This window comes from Alkalibacillus silvisoli (assembly GCF_039521975.1).
GTDB lineage: Bacteria > Bacillota > Bacilli > Bacillales > Alkalibacillaceae > Alkalibacillus > Alkalibacillus silvisoli.
The window spans coordinates 20,617-39,804 of the sequence record NZ_BAAACZ010000017.1 but is presented as its reverse complement, the minus strand read 5'-3'; the positions used below and the strand labels follow the sequence as shown (position 1 = coordinate 39,804).

The following is a 19,188-nucleotide window of genomic DNA, read 5'->3' as shown; positions in this document are numbered from 1 at the left end:
ATTAAACATTCACTTGCCATTCAGCCAGCGTAGCAAGAGAATACGTTGGCTGAACTTCTACATCTTTTAAGTCCTCTTTTGAAGTGACGCCTGTTTGAACATGTAGAGTGTCCAAACCTGCTCGAATGCCTGCTTTAATATCTGTTTCATAATTATCTCCAACCATAATCGCATCACTAGGCTCTACATTTAATTCTTTTAAAGCTACATCAATCATTAAACGATCAGGCTTCCCAACAATTATGGGTTCAGTTTTCGTTACTTCTTTTATTAAATTAACATATGCCCCATTTCCTGGAACAAACCCTTCTTCTGTTGGTACACGAATATCAGGGTTCGTCGCTAAAAATTTAGCTCCATTTTGTATATGAAGACAAGCATCCTTAATCTTCTTATAACTATTGTGACGGTCAATTCCAACAACGACATAATCAGGGTTTTTCGTTGTCAGTTCGACCCCTTCACTCCTTAATGCATCTTCTACACCTTTTTCACCAATAAAATAAACTGTGGCATGAGGATCATTCTGCTTAATATAATTTGCTGCTGCGATCGAAGGGGTTAAGACTTGCTCTTCTTTAGCTTCGATACCGTGCTTCTTAAGATTTTCAACTGTTTTCATCCTAGTTCTAGAAGAATTATTGGTCACAAATAGATAGGGCGCTTGATTTTCTTGCAGTTGTCTGATAAATTCTTTTGCTTCTGGTATGGCCTCTTTCCCTCTATACATCGTTCCATCTAAATCAATAAAATAAGCTTTATATGCTTTCATAACCTTAAACTTCACCTTCTCTTTTTTTAAAAGCTGTAATAGGACCCATTTCCTTCTCTAAGTATGCAAATACATGCTTCGAAAAATTCTTTAAAGTATTAATCTGTTGGTCCATTATCTCAACCAACTCTTTATGGTTAACGTTAGAATAATTTCGAACTAACATATGTCTAAGAGCAATAATGCTTTTATAAGAATCTTCATCATGTTCGGGTATTACTTTCTCATCGATTAAAATATCAATAATATCATCATAACTACCTGGGTCTCGCATAATAAAGCCATCAATCATCATATTCCCAACATCAATAATCGATTCAATTGTCATATGAACAATTCGTTCTATAGCAAGCTGTTCGACATGAGTATTAAACGAATTGTTTTCATATGTATTTAACATTTGATCCATATAGAATAACGTTTGGTCGATTTTTTCCTGGTCAACAAAATACACTAAACCACTTCCTTTCAAGTCATTAGTTTAACACAATTAATTCTTCATTTTATAGTTCTCATATTTCTTAAAACTTGAGGAATGCTATAGGTGAAGAATACCATAGGAGCTGAGACTTTATGTTAAACAGAACCCTTGCAGATGAAACAAATGAAGCACAAATTCGTTATGTAAGTTTCATGGGGGATTCAAGACGTTATGATATTGCAATTGTTAAAAGCGATCGTGATCATGAAAAAAGTCTAATTATTGATCTACAAAAATCTCGCTACACTGAAGTATGTGACTCACAAATGGAAGACATTGATTATTTTTGCCACTTTTTACATTTAAATAACTATGAGGCAGAAGAATTACATGGTTATTTAAGCAATGTTTTTAGCAATGAGTCTACTGCTATTAACTAAAGGACATAAGGAGGTGGTATACAGTGGGTAAACGCAAAAAACATGATGACTTCGCAACAGTTGAAGTCCAACAAAATTATCAAGCCGCTCAAGAATTTCCAGAGGGGACATATGGGAATCCCATTAATGATGAGCCCCTTCAAGCTAGAGAGCATGATCCTAAACGGCGTCATTATTCTAACTTTAACTATGAAAATAAAAACCTTCACGAAGATTTACCACGTAAATATCCTTTCGCTCATCAGCCAGAAAATTATCCTCATAACGAAGGGCTAGATGATGACAGTAAAAAGAATTAGTTAAGTGGAAGATCCTTAATGACGAATTCAAAAATGACCGGAATCACACAAGCTTCCGGTCATCTTATTCTCCTGAACGTTTAAGAATGAAATACGCACACCCAAAATTACAGTATTCGTATAAATAATCCTCTAATGTTGAAATTTTCGTATCGTATGTAGCTTTTTGACTCTGGTCATCATAAAACCCTTTTAACCTTAATTGACCAAATCCCCAATCGCCAACAATATAATCATACTTAGTCAAAATGTCTGTAAAGCGTTCCTCAATCACATCTTCTTGAAAACCATCTCGATAACTATATATTAATTCATAACGTTGTCCTAATAATTCCATGTCATTCACCTCGATTAAGTCTAGTGTATCATAAATTCATTAAATAACGCTCTCATGATTTTAAAAAAGATGAACACACTAAATCTTAGAACACGATAAAAGGGGTTTATCTGTAATGAACTATAGCAGAACTTATAGGCTTTCATTCGCTATACTATTCACATGCCTTTTCTTTATATTTACTGGCTATTCTATATTAGCTGAAGAAGATGATGAGGAATTTAATGAATATGATGAAAGAGTCAATTTATACAAAAAAACTGAGAATCTAACGAGTATACCGTGGTACTACTTAGCTGCCATTGATCAATACGAACGAAATATAAATGAAGTTGATGATGAGCGATTAACAGGAATTCAATTTCCTGACCATAAATGGTTCGGACAATTAGCGTTTGATTCTGAAACAGAGCATCTAGAATCTGTCATTCAGCTTTTTGATGGAATTGGAAAAGATGGTAATGGTAATGGATATGCAGATCCAAACAATGATGAAGATGCATTATATACAATGGGAATGTATGTTTATGAACAATTAGGAAATGGAAAAACTTACGATGAAATTTTCGAATTATTTTATGGAAGAGAAAAAGCAGCAAAACTAATTAATCAATATGCAAAGGTGTTTGACCACTTTCAAACGGTTGATTTACATGAACGTGCCTTCCCAATTCCTGAATACCATAACTATTCTTATCGCTCAACATGGGGAGCAGGTCGTGGATATGGGGGTAACCGCATCCATGAAGGAACAGATATTTTTGCTTCTTATGGAACACCCGTCCGTTCTGTCTCATATGGAATCGTGGAAATTATGGGTTGGAATCGTTATGGAGGATGGCGTGTAGGTATACGAGATACACAAAATATTTATCATTATTATGCACACTTAAATGGATTTGAAGACGGAATTGAAGAAGGGACAATGGTTGAACCTGGGGAGGTGATTGGATATGTCGGTTCATCAGGCTATGGACCAGTCGGAACATCCGGCAAATTCCCACCTCACTTACATTATGGTATGTATCGTTATAACGGAGAGCACGAATGGGCGTTTGACCCATATCCTTCATTAAGGCGTTGGGAATAAATAGGTTCTAAGTCAAATGTTGGGGTGCTTTTTTAAGAGCACTCCTTATTTATGCCATTTGGCTTTGTATATCCTTATATTTATGATGCAATAACACTTTTCGTCGCAGGCGATCAAACCGCCGAAAACCAAACGCTTGGCGCTTAATCACTTTCGTCTGTCCCTTCAATGTAACCATTGTGTAAGTTATAACCAAAGCTATTCATGATTTCTTTTTGCCAGTTTTGAATGGTTTCTATAGCTTTTTCGAATTCAAGAATTCCTGCTTTTTTTCACGCTGTATAGAAGTCGTATAAGCGCTCCTTTATTTGCTTTAGATGTTCACGTCCCAGCTCTTTCGCTTCTTGGAACCAGTCACAATAAAGCTCTTTAAATAGATAGGCCTCCGTCAATAAGGAGGATTTATCACTAGTGATGAAGATACCAGTCTTGTTTGTCGAAAAAGGGACACTCTCGTTTCTAGCATCCGAGGAATTGCGTGAGGCGGCGACTCCTGCGGGAACAGCGCGAGCCGAAGATCCACTTTGGCAAATGCTTTTCTTGCCAAAGTTAGCTGAGGCCGTGCCCGCGGAAAGCGTCCGCCGGTAAGCAATTCCTCGAATGCCTCCACCCAAACTTGCCAGAATTTTATCCAAACCCCAACATATATATTAGAGCCATTAATAAAAGCATGTGACTGCTTTTAAACAGTCACATGCTTTTAAATGTTATCTTATAAGAAGTAATTAATCATTTGGATGATTAAATAACTCATTGATTCCTCTGAAGCTAAGAACATGTTATAGAAGTTATTTGCTACAATATACAGGATTCCAATTGGCGCTACGATTCTTAGGAACCAAATCCAAAGAGCACCAACAGTCGTATCTTGTAAACCTGTTTCACGTAATACTTCTATCTTGTTCCAACCCCAACCAACAAATAGCGCTGTAATCATACCACCAAGAGCTAATGTGTATTGGTCGGTAACGGTATCGATTAAATCTAAGAACGGTAATCCGAAAATTTCTTGGCTTAATGGTCCACCTTGAGATAATGCTGAAGGAACACCAAATGCTGTAATAATAATACCAGCAGTTAAAGTCGCTTTTTTACGGCTCCATTCAAAGCGACGCATCGCCCACGATACGCCTACTTCTAATAGCGAAATTGCAGATGATAAAGCTGCAACAGCAACTAATAAGAAGAAGAACAAACCGAATATTGTACCACCAGTGCCCCACTGACCGAATGCTTCAGGTAATGTAATAAAGATTAGGCCTGGGCCATCTCCTGGGTCTAAACCGAAAGTAAATACAATTGGGAAAATCATTAAACCAGCAAAAATCGCAAATAACGTATCTAACGTTACAATTGTACCAGCAGCACTTGGAAGCTTTGTCTCTTTAGGTAAGTAAGATGCATATGTAATCATAGCACCCATACCAAGTGATAAAGTGAAGAATGCCTGACCAATTGCCATACCCCAAACTTCCATATTACCTAATTGGGCAAAATCAGGTGCAAACATAAAGTTTAATGCTTCACCAGCACCTTCCATCGTTAAACCATAAATCGCTAATACAATCACTAATAAAGCTAGTAACGGCATGAATGTACGGTTTGCTAATTCGATTCCTTTCTTAATACCGAAGTATACAACACCGATTACTATTGCCATAAATAATACTTGCCAAAAAACTGGTGCGATCGGACTTCCAACAAATCCTTCAAAATATGCACCATATTCACCTTCTGCAACACTTCCAGCAGAACCTGTTAAATAGCTATACACATAATACATAACCCAACCTGCGATTACACCATAGAATGAAAGAATTAGTGTACCAGATAAAACACCTAAAATACCACCGAGTTTCCACCACTTTCCTGGTGCTAGCTTATTAAATGAGCCAACTGCATCTGATTGACCTTTACGACCAACTGTAATCTCAGCTAGTAACACCGGTAAACCAATTAAGAAGATACAAATAATATAAGCTAGTAAAAATGCAAATCCTCCACCTTCTCCTAGTACATAAGAGAAACGCCATATGTTACCTAGACCTACAGCTGAACCAACAGCCGCAAGAATAAACCCGAGCCTTGTAGCCCACTGTTCACGTCCCTGCATAATCATATTCCCCTTTCAATTACTTTTTTAATTAGTACATCTTTTGCTTGTTTAAATTTAAAAGTGTACTAACCCTCTCACCTTAAATATATTGACTATTTTGTTTTATTATAATTTTTTGACAATTTTTTTGCAAGTAAAATTGAAAAACTTTATAAAGTCTTAGTCAAAAAGTTTGAATTATTCAATATTTTAAAGAGAGCAACGATATTTATATTAACAAAGATCGACACCAACTGACAATAGTTGTTTAAAATATTTAAAATAATCGTTCTACCTTTTAGGGATATGCAGCAACGGATGATTATTTCACACTATTATAAAGATCTTACGTTTCGATTGGGTAGTTTTTTCAGCATTCAAGCTTCTTTAATTTCGCGTAATCGAAACGAAAAAAATCCGAACGCGTTCATAAATGATGAATCGTTCGGATTTTCTATTATGACAACTAATATTGTTGTCCTCTATCTTTAATTGAAACTATTTCAATATTTGTTTTAATAATAAGACTAAACCTACTAGTACAATTATGGTTAGGATTAAACCAACAAAAACAGAACTTGTTAAAGCTAAAGCTAGATAGCCTAAAGTTGCTGATAATGCTGCCATAACTGCATATGGGATCTGCGTAATGACGTGGTCTAAGTGATTTGACCCAGCACCTGTTGATGATAAGACAGATGTATCTGAAATTGGTGAGCAATGATCTCCAAATACAGAACCAGCTAGTACAGCTGCCAATGCTGGAATTAATAAGCCTGGGTCTAATGCTACAGCCATTGAACCAGCAATAGGTAACATTAACCCAAATGTGCCCCAAGACGTACCTGTTGCAAACGCCATAATACCAGCAACTAAGAAAATAATTAACGGTAGATACGCTGCATTTAAATCCGCACCTTCTACTAGACCAACTAGATATTGATCTGTACCAATGGCTTCAATAATCGATACAATCATCCAAGCTAATACTAATATATATACAGCCGGAAGCATTGCTTTAATGCCTTCCCATGTCACTAAGAAGAAGTTCGTTTTCTCACCTTGCTGTACACTATAGAACAACATAGCAACGACAACTGAGATAGTACCACCAAGAACAAGTGATAAATTAACATCTGTATTTGCGAAGATCGATACTAATGTCGCTTCACCCTCACTTGCTTGAACACCTGTTACAATCATGGATGTCACTGTTGTAATTAGTAATACTAGAATTGGGATCAGTAAATGATAGACTTTACCCCCTGTATTTTCGATGACGCCACCTTTTAAGTCACCTGGTACATCTGTGTTGTTCGGGTCAATTAACTCACCTGTTTCTTGAGCCCGCTTTTCATGCTTTTTCATTGGTCCAAAATCTAATTTAAAGTAAATGACTAAAAATACAAGCAAAATAGCAGCAATAGCATAAAAGTTATACGGAATCATTTGAATGAACGCCTCTAATGCTCCCATATTAGCTAATTCATGAGTTGCTATGATTGAAGCAATGATTCCAATAATATAGGCACCCCAACTTGATATTGGTGTTAATACCGTAACTGGAGCTGATGTGGAGTCAATCAAATAAGCTAATTTTGCTCTTGAGACATTTTGACGGTCAGTAACTGGTCTAGATACCTGCCCAATGGTTAAACTGTTAAAGTAATCATCAATAAAAATACCTAAACCTAATAATCCTGTTGTATATTGTGAACCTTTCCTTGTTTTAATCCGTCCAACAGCCCAATTACCAAAGGCCCCTGCTCCTCCAGTTGCTGTTAGAAACGCAATTAAAATACCTAGTAATAGTAAGAAAGCGACTAATTGCAGGCTCCAAATATCCCAATCGCCTTCCATGTAAAATAAATGCTGAAAGGTGTTCCAAATGCGTTCAGCAGTCCCAATAATGTTAAAGCTTTCTACCATTAAAGCCCCAACAATGATTCCAGCACCTAGTGATAATAGTACTTTGCGTGTTAATAATACAAGTACGATCATCACAAGTGGTGGAAGTAATGACCAAACTGTTGCTTCCATTATTTCCCCTCCTTGTTATTATTCGAGAACTCCGCTTTTATCAATTCGGCGTGAAGCCAAAAAAAAGTAATGATAGAGAAATCTACCATTACTTTTGAAAGTCGGTTATTTCTCGATCAGTAGCTCCCCGCTTCTCACGCGAGAGTGTACCCCTTATTCAGAAATACACCAATGCTCAAATAACGACTAAATGAGCATTTCGGCACTTAACCCTTTCACATATGATCCTTGTTGTCATCCTCACATATGTTACTGATACTAAGCGCACCTCTACCTCATCGATAGATAAGGTCTTGCTTATATTTAATTTTTAACACAAAAGTTAATATACCATGTCAAGTTAATCTTGTAAATCCCTAAATGGTATAGAAACATTTGGAGAATCAGAAGCTCCTTGGTTATAAAAATCAGGCACTTGCCCTTGCACAACGCCAACATAGACTGGCACATTTGTTTCTACTTGCGTTGTTTTCGTCGCAAACGGTATAACGATTTGCACATTAGCTTGAATATGGATATCTAACTCAATCATCGCATTATTGATTCCGTATTCCGTAACTCTTCTCTCTACATCTGATTGCACATCACCGATCACTCTGAAATGAACGGGTACTTGAGGCCCTAAGTTTGCTAATAAAGCATTTTGGGTTGCTTGACCGATCGGGATCCTCACAATCGCTCTATGTTCTTCTACAGTATCCTCTTGAATAATAATGTCATCATCTAAATCAAAGTTCAACGTCTCTTCTGGCGTTATTTCACCTCGTTCAATTCTTTTTAAGAAGTTTTGAACACGAAACGTCGTATTACGTAACACACGATTAATTACGACACTATTCCAATTTAAAGATACAATATTTCCATCACCATCTGTTTCAATGTCAATTAATTCATCAGCTTCTAAATCATCTGCTATTCTCTTACTAACCGCTTCATTAATAGCTTCTCTTGCAAATTGATTGGTTTTTGTTTCAGCGATTTCAATTAAAGTCGGCTCAATTCCTCTGTTAATAATCCAGACTGATAATATAATGGCAACAATGAAAGAAACAAATGTGAGCATGAGGATTTGACTTAACGTCTTGGGTTTTCTTTTGTTAAATGTTCTTGGTTTGAATCGACGCACGTAAAAACCCCCTCTACCTAAACTGTATGCTTAGGTTTAGGGGGGCATGTATTAAATGTTGGAGGGTCCAAAAATTTAATTTAAATTCATTAATGCTTGCTTACCAATCATGCCTTCATACCATCCGTACTTCTCTTCAGCGTACTTCGTTACTTTTTGTAAAGGGGCATATAACAACTCATCTCGGTTACGAACGCCTACCGCACGCGCTGCAACAATTTGGCGGTCATGTAATTTGTTGTTCAGCAAGTCAACGTCTAAAGCGCCACACATAATATACCCGATGTCATTAGAAATAACTAGTAAATCTGTCTTTGGTAATTCAACATGAGTAAAGGTAAATGCGCCATCTTCAATCCAGATAGGCTCTACGTGAATCAATGACACCAACCTCCTTCTTTTATAAGTTATGAACTTATAAAAAAGAAGTGCCTGTCATAATTTTACCTTTCAGACAAACACTTCTCTAATACATCTCTTAAAAATTCTGGCATAAAATACTTTTTCTCATCTACATGGGAGATCGGTGGAATCAGCCATGGGAATGAAAATGTATCTGCTGTTGCAATCGTGTATTTTTTAGCTGGGTCAACGATTTCTCCGTTTAAATAGACCTTTTGTATTTGATTAGAATAATGATTATACTCAAAATCAATATTTGAATATATCATCTTCCCAATAACTTGACCTCTAAAACCTAAGCCTTTTAGCTTAAAATTAGTAAATCGTTCTGTTTCAAATAATTTCACCGTTTCGATTAATTCATCCCCCGTTAAAACCATTGTACAAGGATTCATCGGGTGTGGGCAGCTTTCATGAATGTCTTTCTTAGTAACTGAACCTGTATTAAACCCTTTTAATAATACCCCTGAGTTTAAGACAGCTGCATCAGCCTTTGTCCACTCCTTTAAAGTATTAACAAAAGACTTCATGATAAGCGTCTCTTCAAACCAACTGATTTCATACGGCTGACTTAAGTTTACTATAACTTGATTTAACTGTTGATTTGCTTGTATTTCTAACTCATTTAAGTATTCTAGTGTAGCTTCATCAATTTGAGGTGAGATTGGAATAGCCTCTCCAACTAATGACTCGACATGTCTTTTAGCTTTATTGTATGAAACATTAATATAACCATAATGCCTACCTTGTTTACCTACAGCATTGATGATTGTACCATTTGTCACCTTTCCTTCTTCAAGAAGATGATGTGTATGCCCACCTAAGATCACATCTATCGGATATTTTTCTGAAATAGCTTCATCATCGTAAATCCCTAAGTGTGATAACAAAACAATGATGTCACACTCCGCTTTAAGTTGAGGAATCACTTCATCTAAAACGGTAAAGGGTTTTTCAACATGCCAATCTAATTGCTCATAAAACGTTTTAAATGGTGCAGTTAATCCGACTACCCCGATTCTCGTGTTATTATTTGTCGTAAGGACTTTATAAGCCTTTAACCAGTTCGGCTTATGTTCATACTGCGGCTTTAAATTAGCACAAACAACCTCAAACTCTGCCTCATCATATAAATGATAAAGGCCGCTTTTAGGTAAAGTAATGCCTTCATTATTCCCAAGAGTGACGACATCATAATTAGCTAAGTTTAATAACTTAACATTGGCTTCACCTAACGTTGCCTCAGTAATTGGGTTAACACGGTCTATATGATCCCCATTATCTAATATTAAGTAAAATTCATCGTTCTGTTCATGGTTTTCTATTTTTTCATTAATAGAAGCCATAATATGTGGCCAGTATTGAAAATGGCTATGTAAGTCACTTGTGAAATATAAATGGATCTCTTCATTCATACAGATTAATCCCCTTCATTCTAGAAAGACTGTATTATTAATCTTATGCCGATTATAATCATAACAATTCTTAAAATCCACTCAATGACCTGACTATTTAAACGTTGATTCACAACAGCTCCTAAATAACCACCTAGCCAAGCACCTGGAATACTAGCTAAGGTAAATGCCCACAACACATGACCTGCTGCAATATGTGCACTAGATGATACGACACTAGAGAAGAAAATCATAAACATAGAAGTTGGTACGGCAATATGGGCTGGAAAACCAAATAATAAAATCATAGCTGGAACCATTAATGAGCCTCCACCAACGCCAAATAATCCAGACATCATACCAACAAAATAGGCAATGAATATACCTAAAATAGCTGAATACGAATAGGTTGTATTTTTCCCATATAAATCAAATGTTCTTGTAATCTGAAATCGCCCTGTTTTCATATTAGGGATTGTCGGTTCATTAACTGCTTTCTTTTTAACAAAAAACATACTGACAACGAATAACATGAGTAAACCGAAGTATAACTGGAATGTATCAAGATGAACAAATTGATTAATATATACGCCTGTTAAAGCTCCTGGAATGCTTCCTATTAAAAATAATGAACCACTAAATACGTCAACTCGTTTACGCTTTAAGTAAGTTAATGTGGATGATAGACCTGTGAAGATCATCACTATTAATGACATCGCGACAACATTTTGAGGTGTTACCCACGAGAAGCTATCACTGAACTCAGCAAAAAATAGTAACACCGGAACAAAAATAACTCCCCCACCTAATCCAGCAATACTGCCAACAAAGGAGCTCAATAAACCGATAATAAACATTATAATAAAAACCATTACGATATCCCTTCATTCTTAGAAGATTTACATTGTTGATATTTATGTAGCCCAATCTCTCGACAATCTCGGAGAACTAAAAAATGCGTAAGGTTAACCTCACGCCTACTATCATACCATACTATTAAGATGATCAACCAATTAAAATATTTATACATATTCACATACAGTTCTTCACATCATTTCAACTTGTTCACTTAACAAATGGTCTATTGCTTCTTTCCATTCTTCTCTTTTATTTACAACAAAGAAGTATATTTCATTTGAGTTTAAAATAACTTTTAACCCGTTTTTCATCAAAGGAACCCCAAAAACCTTATTTGTATAAAACTCAATATTTTTAATGTGACTTAATTTTATAACTACTTTTTCTTTTTTAATATTCGCCTTGTGTGGTTGATGCGTCAAATGTTGTTTAGTTAAAAATAGTTTTCCGCCAACAGCTTCTTTACCTTTCCATAAGTTTGAAAGCCCTTGCTTAATAGTTTCATCCATTTTGAATTCTCCTCTCATAATAGTTCCAGTATTTTCTTCTTAATTGCTATTATACCTTTATAAAGAGGATGTTCAATATGCTAAATATACTAATTGAATAAAGATCTTACAGCAAATAAATACAACAAGGGGATTTAGGCACATCATCGTTATAGGCCGCTAAATTATGTTTCAATCTGTTTAATTATTTTCGCAGGATTACCACCAACAAATACATTATCTTCTATATCCTTTGTAATGACTGCACCGGATGCGATTACCACATTATTTCCTACATGAACACCTGGGTTTACTATTGCACCACCACCAATCCATATATTATATCCATCCAGCATCTTATTTTTTCAGTTTTCACCATGCATCTTCCCTTAAAATTTCAACTTAAAAATAATTATAGGATAAATACAACTTCACTTCATTGATAACTTGAACATTAAAAAGAAAGAGGCAAACTTTAAAGTTCGCCTCTTATATAAAAGAAGTCAAATTAAATTGGCACACATTAAGAACTCATGCCTTATATAACCCATCACAATTGTCGTGAGGAGAGTTATATTAATATTAACCAATACTACCTTCCATCTCAAACTTGATAAGACGGTTCATTTCAACTGCGTATTCCATTGGTAGTTCTTTCGTGAATGGCTCAATAAAGCCCATTACGATCATTTCTGTTGCTTCTTCCTCTGAAATACCGCGGCTCATTAGATAGAATAACTGCTCTTCAGATACTTTAGATACCTTCGCCTCGTGCTCTAATGAAATGTTTTCATTAAGCACTTCGTTGTAAGGAATTGTATCTGATGTTGATTCGTTATCTAAGATCAACGTATCACATTCGATGTTTGAACGAGCACCTTCTGCTTTCTTACCGAAGTGTACAATACCACGATACGTTACTTTACCACCTTGTTTTGAGATGGACTTTGAAACAATCGTTGATGACGTATTCGGTGCTAAGTGATGCATTTTTGCACCAGCATCTTGGTGCTGCCCTTTACCAGCTAATGCGATTGACAGTGTCATACCACGAGCACCTTCACCCTTTAGTAAGACAGCTGGATATTTCATAGTTAACTTAGAACCTAAGTTACCGTCAACCCATTCCATCGTCGCATTCTCTCCAGCTGTTGCACGCTTAGTAACTAAGTTATAAACGTTGTTAGCCCAGTTCTGGATTGTTGTGTAACGGCAATAAGCGTCTTTTTGAACATAGATCTCAACAACTGCACTGTGTAATGAGTTCGTTGTATAAACTGGTGCTGTACAACCTTCTACATAGTGTACAGACGCACCCTCATCAACAATAATTAGCGTACGTTCAAACTGACCCATATTCTCTGAGTTAATACGGAAATACGCTTGTAGAGGTGTTTCTACTTTTGTATTTTTCGGAACATAAATGAATGAACCACCAGACCATACTGCAGAGTTTAATGCAGAGAACTTGTTATCAGATGGTGGAATGACTTTACCGAAATATTCACGGAAAAGCTCTTCATTTTCTTGTAACGCTGTATCCGTGTCTTTAAATACAACACCCATATCCTCAAGTTCTTGCTCCATATTGTGATAAACTACTTCTGATTCATACTGAGCTGATACACCAGCTAAATACTTTTGCTCAGCTTCTGGAATACCTAGACGGTCAAAAGTTTGCTTGATCTCATCAGGTACCTCATCCCAAGAGCGTTCTGTCTGTTCAGAAGGTTTAACATAATAAGTGATCTCATCAAAATCTAATTCATTTAAGTCGCCACCCCACTGTGGCATAGGCATACTGTGGAATTGTTCAAACGCTTTTAAGCGGAATTCTAACATCCACTCAGGTTCATCTTTTTGTCGTGAAATTTCACGAACAACGTTTTCTGTTAGGCCTCTTTCAGTACGGAAGATCGATACGTCACGATCATTAAACCCATACTTGTAATCACCTACTTCAGGTGCTTTTTTAGCCATAATGTCACCCTCCTTCAAAAGATTATGCGAGGTTAATAAACTACCTCACGATTCGTCCTTTTCAACACCTTGCTCCATTGCTTTCCAAGCTAACGTTGCACATTTAATACGTGCTGGGAACTTTGAGACTCCTTGTAATGCTTGAATATCGCCTAGTTCTTCGATATCAAAATCATAGCCTTCCATTTCTTTACCAAGCATCATATCTGAAAACATTTCAGAAATTTTTAAGGCGTCTTTTACAGGTTTATCTATAACAACTTGTGTCATCATGGATGCAGAGGACATGCTAATAGAGCAGCCTTCCCCTTCAAACATCGCATCCTTAACAACACCATCTTCTACTTTCAACTGTAAATCAATACGGTCACCACAAGTAGGGTTATTTAATTCGACTGTAATATGGTCACCTTCTAACTTGCCACGTTTTCGTGGGTTTTTATAGTGATCCATAATAACTTGTCTGTATAGTGTATCTAGGTTATTAAAAGACATCGCCGAAATACTCCTTCGCTTTCTTAAGTCCTTCGACAAATACATCAACGTCTTCTTTATTATTATACAGGTAAAAACTAGCTCGTGCAGTTGCAGCGACTTGTAAATGTTTCATCAATGGTTGTGCACAATGATGACCAGCTCTAACAGCAACACCTAAAGAATCTAATGCTGTTGCTAGGTCGTGCGGATGAACATCATCTAAGTTAAATGTTACAAGCCCTGCACGTTCTTTAGGTCCATAAATTGTTATACCGTCGATTGTATTCATCTGTTCTAATGCATATTGTACCAGTTCATGCTCATGTTTTTCAATTTGTTCCATTCCAATTTCATTTAGATAATCTATAGCAGCACCTAACCCAATAGCTCCTGCAATAATTGGAGTACCACCTTCGAACTTCCAAGGTAAGTCTTTCCATGTTGAATCATGAAGGTTTACAAAATCAATCATCTCTCCACCAAATTCAACTGGCTCCATTTCCTCTAAAAGAGATTCTTTACCATATAGAACACCAATCCCAGTAGGACCACACATTTTATGAGCAGAGAAAGCGTAGAAGTCTACATCTAAATCTTGAACATCCACACTCATGTGAGGAACACCTTGTGCCCCATCAACAACTGTTACTGCGCCATTTTGGTGAGCAATTTCCGTTACTTCTTTAATTGGATTAATTGTTCCTAACACATTAGATACGTGAGTCATAGCTACAATTTTCGTCTTTTCAGTAACAAGTTCACGTACATCCTCAAGAGAAATTGTTCCATCTTCTTGTAACGGTAAATACTTTAAAGTAGCACCTGTTGCCTTTGCGGCTTGTTGCCAAGGGATGATATTACTATGGTGCTCCATTAACGTTAAGACAATTTCATCGCCTTCTTTTAAATTCTCACGAGCATAACTATAAGCTACAGTATTTATGGCTGTTGTAGTACCACGTGTAAAGATTACTTCTTTAATACTTGGTGCATTAATGAAGTTTTTAACCTTTTCACGGGCACCTTCATAACCATCTGTTGCATGAGAACCAAGTGTGTGTACACCGCGGTGAACATTTGAATTATATCGATTGTAATAGTCCTCTAACGCCTCAATTACTGATTTCGGTTTTTGAGACGTAGCGGCACTATCAAGATAGACTAATGGATGTTCATTAACTTCCTGATCTAAAATCGGAAAATGGTTACGAACATGATCCAAGTTTGTCATTAATATACTTTCCCTTCAATTACTTCACGAAGTTGTTTTTGTACTGTTTCAATAGGGATTTCACGAACAACAGGGTCTAAGAAACCATGAATAACTAAACGTTCTGCTTCTTGTTGACTAATACCACGGCTCATTAGATAGAACAACTGAAGTGGGTCTACACGACCAACTGAAGCTGCGTGACCTGCTGTAACATCATCTTCATCAATTAAAAGAATTGGATTCGCATCTCCACGCGCGCCCTCAGAAAGCATTAACACACGAGATTCTTGTTCAGCGTTTGATCTAGTTGCGCCATTTTCAACTTTACCAATTCCATTAAAGATCGATGAAGCACGATCTTTCATAACACCGTGTTGTAAAATATACCCTTCAGAATCTTTACCGTAGTGACGGATATTTGCAGTGAAGTCCTGGCTTTGATTGCCACGCCCTACTGTTACAGCTTTAGCGTGTGATAATGAATTATCACCCATTAAATTCGTAATATTCTCAGAAATTGTGTTACCGTCATTCATTTGACCTAATGCCCATTCTAATGTTGCATCACGGCCAACTGTTCCACGACGGTTAACGTAAGAAGTCGTACCTTTTGCAAAGTTATCAACGGCACCATAAGAAACTTTAGCCCCATCTAAAGCAAATACTTCACTTACGGTATTAGCTACAGTCTCTTCTTCTTCGTTGTTTGAAACATAGTTTTCTACATATGTTACTTGACTATGCTGGTCAGCAACTAATAATACGTGATTATAAAGCGCCGCTTCATTGTCTTCTTGCCAGAAAACCACTTGAATTGGCTCATCTACAACTACGTTTTTCGGAACGTATAAAAATACACCGCTATTTAATAGCGCAGCATGACGTGCTGTTAACTTGTTTTCATCAACAGAAACACCATCTTGCATGAAGTATTTTTGAACTAAGTCACTGTGTTCTTCCATAGCTGTAAAGATGTCTTCAAATATAACACCTTTTGCTTTCAAGTTTTCACTTAACTTTGCATAAGCAACATCGCTATTACGAACAACGATTAAGTTGCGATCTTCAACGCCTTCACCTCGAAGTACACGAATTTTTTCAGGTAGTTCATCAAAGCTTTCGATGTTATTACCTGCTACATCGTGTTTGAAATTCGTAAAATTCCAGTTACGAATGCGCGTTTTTTCTAATTTAGGCATTGGCAGCTCTTCAGCTAAATCAAATGCCTTTAAGCGGATATCTTTAAACCATGTTGGTTCATTTCGTTTTTCAGAGTATTCTGTGACATACTGCTTGTCATAAGGTAAATGTGTTTCCACAGCCATTCGTTACCCTCCTATCTTGTTACGCTTTTTGGCCAACTGTTTCGTCATCGATTCCTAGTTCTTCTTTAATCCAGTCATAACCTTCTGCTTCTAAACGTTGAGCTAATTCTGGGCCTCCAGATTTAACAACGCGACCTTGCATCATAACGTGTACGTGGTCTGGTGTGATGTAGTCAAGTAAGCGCTGGTAGTGTGTAATGATTAAGCAACCAAATTTGTCATCACGCATTTGGTTAATACCTTGAGATACTACTTTTAACGCGTCGATGTCTAGACCAGAGTCAATTTCGTCTAAAACTCCGATTGCTGGTTTTAACATCATTAGCTGTAAGATTTCGTTACGCTTTTTCTCACCACCAGAGAAACCTTCATTTAGGTAACGCTGCGCCATATTTTTATCAATTTCTAATTGATCCATTGTTTTATCCATTTCTTTAATGAACTGCATTAAAGGAATTTCATTACCTTCTTCACGCTGGGCATTAATAGATGAACGTAAGAAGTCAGAGTTTGTTACACCACTGATTTCACTAGGATATTGCATCGCTAGGAATAAACCAGCTTGAGCACGCTCATCAACTTCCATTTCTAGTACGTCTTCACCATCAAGAAGCACTTCACCTTTAGTGATCTCATACTTTGGGTGCCCCATAATCGCACTAGCTAAAGTTGATTTACCCGTACCGTTAGGCCCCATTACTGCGTGGAATTCTCCACCATTAATTGTAAGGTTAACACCTTTTAAAATCTCTTCTCCTTCGATTTCAACATGAAGATCTTTAATCTCTAAAGTTGATCCTGCCATTTGAATACCTCCAATTTCTATTATTACAATGTCTGGTCATTCTCAATTTATTATCATTATTAGTTTAAAACATTTCCAAACTATTATCAACTTATTCAAATAAGAATAACCAACCAATACCTACCTTCTCCATTATAGTAAAAAATACGATGAATTTAAACGATAAGCGTTTGGATGTTACAAATAGTACTTATATAATTGTAAAACTATGGAACTTAAGGTCAAATATATTGATTTCATCTAAAAAATCAGAATTTCTCTAAATTAGTTGATCAATCAAGTCATTATAAAAAATGAGCCTCAGGTTATAACTGAGACTCACAAGAAATTGTTTAAGTTTTTACACGATCACTAGCATTTAATTAACGATCACAATGTTTTGTCATATATTATACTAACGGTGAATCATTCGATCAACTTCTGAAACCATCACTTGTGATTTTAGATACTCTTGTTCTCTCTGCTTCTCAACAGCTAGCCTATAATCTAATTTTCGACTATACTCCTGATATCCGATACCATGAGACTGCTGCATCGCTTTCTCCATATCACTTGTGTAGTTCATGTCGATTTGTAAAATGACTAAATCATCCTTTCATTTTGTTTACCTTTTAAGGATAACATGTGACAAGTTGATTCAAAAACCCCATTTAACTTGATTATTTTGTGTAAAAAAGGGTATGAACACCACAAAGATGTTCATACCCTTTCTCTGTATAATACATATATGTTTCTTTCATTTCTTCGTAAATACTCTAAATTTGCTAAGAAACTTATTCACTAACAGGTACGATTGCACCTTCGTACTCTTCTTCCATGAATGTTTGAATTTCATCTGAACGTAACACTTCAACTAGTGTGTGTAAGGCTTCTAAGTCTTCATTTTCAGCACGTGTAGCAATGACATTCACATAAGGTGAATCTGAACCTTCTATAATTAGAGCGTCTTCAGTTGGAATTAGATCCGCTTCAATAGCATAGTTTGTGTTAATCGCAACTAGCGCATCTTCTTCACGTTCATAAAACTCAGGTAGCAATCCAGCTTCAATACTTGGGTCAAACTCTAAATTATATGGGTTTTCAACGATATCATCAATTTCAGCCGAAACAGAATCAACATCTGGGTCAATTTCAATTAGACCATTTTCTTGTAGTAAAGTTAATATACGACCATGATCTGCAACAGAACGACTCATAATCACTTCTGTACCTTCTTCAATTTCATCAATGTCTGTTACGTTTTTAGAATAGATCCCCATCGGCTCAATATGAACGCCACCAAGCTCTACAAAGTCATAACCTACATCAGCAATTTGACTCTCTAAATAAGGAATATGCTGAAAATAGTTCGCATCTAATGTGCCATTATCTAAATCTTCATTTGGTAACACATAATCCTGATACACTTCTACTTCTAAAATAACGCCCTCTTCTTCTAACAACGGCTTAGCCTCTTCTAACACTTCAGAGTGAGGTACATTGGATGCACCTACAACAATTTCTACTGGCTCATCACTAGAGCCGCTATCTGTTCCACCTTCAGCCTCTCCTGTACCACAAGCTTGTAATGTTATAGCTAATAATGAAACGAATAATACTGTTAAAAACTTTTTCATCTTAAATAAC

At 36.4% G+C, this 19,188-nt stretch carries 23 protein-coding genes, 1 pseudogene and 1 riboswitch; of the genes and pseudogenes, 3 read left to right on the top strand and 21 right to left on the bottom strand.

The features are described 5' to 3' along the window. Window position 1 precedes the first annotated feature (1 nt). Both ABDZ63_RS10490 and ABDZ63_RS10485 read right to left on the bottom strand, forming a co-directional pair. Window positions 2-772, bottom strand: coding sequence for a TIGR01457 family HAD-type hydrolase (locus tag ABDZ63_RS10490; protein ID WP_343783475.1), 771 nt, complete (start codon window positions 770-772; stop codon window positions 2-4). Window positions 773-776: 4 nt separating this feature from the next. Further along, window positions 777-1,226, bottom strand: a complete 450-nt coding sequence (locus tag ABDZ63_RS10485; RefSeq protein WP_343783474.1) for a DUF86 domain-containing protein — start codon at window positions 1,224-1,226, stop codon at window positions 777-779. 119 nt (window positions 1,227-1,345) lie between these two features. On the opposite strand from ABDZ63_RS10485, the gene ABDZ63_RS10480 reads away from it, so the two are divergent. Beyond that, the gene (locus ABDZ63_RS10480) at window positions 1,346-1,633 is read left to right on the top strand and encodes an SAV0927 family protein (RefSeq protein ID WP_343783473.1); all 288 of its coding nucleotides are present in this window, start codon (window positions 1,346-1,348) and stop codon (window positions 1,631-1,633) included. 23 nt (window positions 1,634-1,656) lie between these two features. Further along, the gene (locus tag ABDZ63_RS10475) at window positions 1,657-1,932 is read left to right on the top strand and encodes a cytosolic protein (protein ID WP_343783472.1); all 276 of its coding nucleotides are present in this window, start codon (window positions 1,657-1,659) and stop codon (window positions 1,930-1,932) included. A gap of 64 nt (window positions 1,933-1,996) precedes the next feature. Here the strand turns inward: ABDZ63_RS10475 and ABDZ63_RS10470 are convergent, their stop codons facing one another. Beyond that, window positions 1,997-2,269: a YutD family protein gene (locus ABDZ63_RS10470; protein WP_343783471.1), complete on the bottom strand. Its 273-nt coding sequence runs from the start codon at window positions 2,267-2,269 to the stop codon at window positions 1,997-1,999. A 115-nt stretch (window positions 2,270-2,384) separates the two neighbouring features. Here ABDZ63_RS10470 and ABDZ63_RS10465 point away from each other — a divergent pair, with 115 nt between their 5' ends. Beyond that, complete coding sequence (locus ABDZ63_RS10465) at window positions 2,385-3,359, top strand: M23 family metallopeptidase (protein WP_343783470.1); 975 nt, start codon at window positions 2,385-2,387, stop codon at window positions 3,357-3,359. A gap of 49 nt (window positions 3,360-3,408) precedes the next feature. Here ABDZ63_RS10465 and ABDZ63_RS10460 read toward each other — a convergent pair whose 3' ends face one another. The 18 genes and pseudogenes from ABDZ63_RS10460 to ABDZ63_RS10375 form a co-directional block, all read right to left on the bottom strand. After that, the gene (locus tag ABDZ63_RS10460; RefSeq protein ID WP_343783469.1) at window positions 3,409-3,537 is read right to left on the bottom strand and encodes a hypothetical protein; all 129 of its coding nucleotides are present in this window, start codon (window positions 3,535-3,537) and stop codon (window positions 3,409-3,411) included. Then, window positions 3,503-3,589: a hypothetical protein gene (locus ABDZ63_RS10455; RefSeq protein ID WP_343783532.1), complete on the bottom strand. Its 87-nt coding sequence runs from the start codon at window positions 3,587-3,589 to the stop codon at window positions 3,503-3,505. Before ABDZ63_RS10455 ends, ABDZ63_RS10460 begins: the two co-directional genes overlap by 35 nt. A 42-nt stretch (window positions 3,590-3,631) precedes the next feature. Beyond that, the gene (locus ABDZ63_RS10450; RefSeq protein ID WP_343783468.1) at window positions 3,632-3,994 is read right to left on the bottom strand and encodes a hypothetical protein; all 363 of its coding nucleotides are present in this window, start codon (window positions 3,992-3,994) and stop codon (window positions 3,632-3,634) included. A 77-nt stretch (window positions 3,995-4,071) separates the two neighbouring features. Then, window positions 4,072-5,472 (bottom strand): sodium-dependent transporter, encoded by a 1,401-nt coding sequence (locus ABDZ63_RS10445; RefSeq protein ID WP_343783467.1) that lies wholly within the window; start codon window positions 5,470-5,472, stop codon window positions 4,072-4,074. 480 nt (window positions 5,473-5,952) lie between these two features. Further along, the gene (locus tag ABDZ63_RS10440; RefSeq protein ID WP_343783466.1) at window positions 5,953-7,494 is read right to left on the bottom strand and encodes a Na+/H+ antiporter NhaC family protein; all 1,542 of its coding nucleotides are present in this window, start codon (window positions 7,492-7,494) and stop codon (window positions 5,953-5,955) included. A 112-nt stretch (window positions 7,495-7,606) separates the two neighbouring features. Next, window positions 7,607-7,775, bottom strand: a riboswitch (Lysine riboswitch). A gap of 59 nt (window positions 7,776-7,834) precedes the next feature. Then, window positions 7,835-8,620 (bottom strand): sporulation protein YunB, encoded by a 786-nt coding sequence (gene yunB / locus ABDZ63_RS10435; protein ID WP_343783465.1) that lies wholly within the window; start codon window positions 8,618-8,620, stop codon window positions 7,835-7,837. Between the two features lie 75 nt (window positions 8,621-8,695). After that, window positions 8,696-9,001, bottom strand: a complete 306-nt coding sequence (locus ABDZ63_RS10430) for a YunC family protein (RefSeq protein ID WP_343783464.1) — start codon at window positions 8,999-9,001, stop codon at window positions 8,696-8,698. Between the two features lie 62 nt (window positions 9,002-9,063). Then, the gene (locus ABDZ63_RS10425) at window positions 9,064-10,437 is read right to left on the bottom strand and encodes a bifunctional metallophosphatase/5'-nucleotidase (RefSeq protein WP_343783463.1); all 1,374 of its coding nucleotides are present in this window, start codon (window positions 10,435-10,437) and stop codon (window positions 9,064-9,066) included. A gap of 20 nt (window positions 10,438-10,457) precedes the next feature. Beyond that, complete coding sequence (locus ABDZ63_RS10420; RefSeq protein ID WP_343783462.1) at window positions 10,458-11,288, bottom strand: sulfite exporter TauE/SafE family protein; 831 nt, start codon at window positions 11,286-11,288, stop codon at window positions 10,458-10,460. Window positions 11,289-11,462: 174 nt separating this feature from the next. Next, on the bottom strand, window positions 11,463-11,783 hold the full coding sequence (locus ABDZ63_RS10415; RefSeq protein WP_343783461.1) for a GRAM domain-containing protein: 321 nt from the start codon (window positions 11,781-11,783) through the stop codon (window positions 11,463-11,465). Between the two features lie 164 nt (window positions 11,784-11,947). Continuing rightward, window positions 11,948-12,109: pseudogene (locus ABDZ63_RS10410) on the bottom strand (DapH/DapD/GlmU-related protein); the annotation flags it as partial. A gap of 235 nt (window positions 12,110-12,344) precedes the next feature. Next, window positions 12,345-13,742 (bottom strand): Fe-S cluster assembly protein SufB, encoded by a 1,398-nt coding sequence (sufB, locus tag ABDZ63_RS10405; protein WP_343783460.1) that lies wholly within the window; start codon window positions 13,740-13,742, stop codon window positions 12,345-12,347. A 45-nt stretch (window positions 13,743-13,787) separates the two neighbouring features. Continuing rightward, complete coding sequence (gene sufU, locus ABDZ63_RS10400) at window positions 13,788-14,237, bottom strand: Fe-S cluster assembly sulfur transfer protein SufU (protein ID WP_343783459.1); 450 nt, start codon at window positions 14,235-14,237, stop codon at window positions 13,788-13,790. Beyond that, window positions 14,227-15,450, bottom strand: coding sequence for a cysteine desulfurase (locus ABDZ63_RS10395; protein WP_343783458.1), 1,224 nt, complete (start codon window positions 15,448-15,450; stop codon window positions 14,227-14,229). Before ABDZ63_RS10395 ends, sufU begins: the two co-directional genes overlap by 11 nt. Beyond that, entirely contained in the window at window positions 15,450-16,757 is a 1,308-nt protein-coding gene (gene sufD, locus ABDZ63_RS10390) for a Fe-S cluster assembly protein SufD (RefSeq protein WP_343783457.1), read from the bottom strand. The genes ABDZ63_RS10395 and sufD overlap by 1 nt, the downstream gene beginning before the upstream one ends. 19 nt (window positions 16,758-16,776) lie before the next feature. Further along, window positions 16,777-17,562, bottom strand: a complete 786-nt coding sequence (gene sufC / locus ABDZ63_RS10385) for a Fe-S cluster assembly ATPase SufC (protein ID WP_343783456.1) — start codon at window positions 17,560-17,562, stop codon at window positions 16,777-16,779. 394 nt (window positions 17,563-17,956) lie between these two features. Then, complete coding sequence (locus ABDZ63_RS10380) at window positions 17,957-18,127, bottom strand: YuzK family famiily protein (protein WP_343783455.1); 171 nt, start codon at window positions 18,125-18,127, stop codon at window positions 17,957-17,959. A 208-nt stretch (window positions 18,128-18,335) separates the two neighbouring features. Continuing rightward, the gene (locus ABDZ63_RS10375) at window positions 18,336-19,178 is read right to left on the bottom strand and encodes a MetQ/NlpA family ABC transporter substrate-binding protein (RefSeq protein WP_343783454.1); all 843 of its coding nucleotides are present in this window, start codon (window positions 19,176-19,178) and stop codon (window positions 18,336-18,338) included. Window positions 19,179-19,188 lie beyond the last annotated feature (10 nt).

What these genes read in the sequence shown, in the direction of transcription:
- sufC (WP_343783456.1), bottom strand. Translation starts at nt 17,562, where the DNA reads ATGGCAGGATCAACTTTAGAGATTAAAGATCTTCATGTTGAAATCGAA.
- sufU (WP_343783459.1), bottom strand. Translation starts at nt 14,237, where the DNA reads ATGTCTTTTAATAACCTAGATACACTATACAGACAAGTTATTATGGAT.
- sufD (WP_343783457.1), bottom strand. Translation starts at nt 16,757, where the DNA reads ATGGCTGTGGAAACACATTTACCTTATGACAAGCAGTATGTCACAGAA.
- ABDZ63_RS10440 (WP_343783466.1), bottom strand. Translation starts at nt 7,494, where the DNA reads ATGGAAGCAACAGTTTGGTCATTACTTCCACCACTTGTGATGATCGTA.
- ABDZ63_RS10465 (WP_343783470.1), top strand. Translation starts at nt 2,385, where the DNA reads ATGAACTATAGCAGAACTTATAGGCTTTCATTCGCTATACTATTCACA.
- sufB (WP_343783460.1), bottom strand. Translation starts at nt 13,742, where the DNA reads ATGGCTAAAAAAGCACCTGAAGTAGGTGATTACAAGTATGGGTTTAAT.
- ABDZ63_RS10470 (WP_343783471.1), bottom strand. Translation starts at nt 2,269, where the DNA reads ATGGAATTATTAGGACAACGTTATGAATTAATATATAGTTATCGAGAT.
- ABDZ63_RS10415 (WP_343783461.1), bottom strand. Translation starts at nt 11,783, where the DNA reads ATGGATGAAACTATTAAGCAAGGGCTTTCAAACTTATGGAAAGGTAAA.
- ABDZ63_RS10490 (WP_343783475.1), bottom strand. Translation starts at nt 772, where the DNA reads ATGAAAGCATATAAAGCTTATTTTATTGATTTAGATGGAACGATGTAT.
- ABDZ63_RS10375 (WP_343783454.1), bottom strand. Translation starts at nt 19,178, where the DNA reads ATGAAAAAGTTTTTAACAGTATTATTCGTTTCATTATTAGCTATAACA.
- ABDZ63_RS10460 (WP_343783469.1), bottom strand. Translation starts at nt 3,537, where the DNA reads ATGGTTACATTGAAGGGACAGACGAAAGTGATTAAGCGCCAAGCGTTT.
- ABDZ63_RS10420 (WP_343783462.1), bottom strand. Translation starts at nt 11,288, where the DNA reads ATGGTTTTTATTATAATGTTTATTATCGGTTTATTGAGCTCCTTTGTT.
- ABDZ63_RS10480 (WP_343783473.1), top strand. Translation starts at nt 1,346, where the DNA reads ATGTTAAACAGAACCCTTGCAGATGAAACAAATGAAGCACAAATTCGT.
- ABDZ63_RS10425 (WP_343783463.1), bottom strand. Translation starts at nt 10,437, where the DNA reads ATGAATGAAGAGATCCATTTATATTTCACAAGTGACTTACATAGCCAT.
- ABDZ63_RS10380 (WP_343783455.1), bottom strand. Translation starts at nt 18,127, where the DNA reads ATGAACTACACAAGTGATATGGAGAAAGCGATGCAGCAGTCTCATGGT.
- ABDZ63_RS10395 (WP_343783458.1), bottom strand. Translation starts at nt 15,450, where the DNA reads ATGACAAACTTGGATCATGTTCGTAACCATTTTCCGATTTTAGATCAG.
- ABDZ63_RS10445 (WP_343783467.1), bottom strand. Translation starts at nt 5,472, where the DNA reads ATGCAGGGACGTGAACAGTGGGCTACAAGGCTCGGGTTTATTCTTGCG.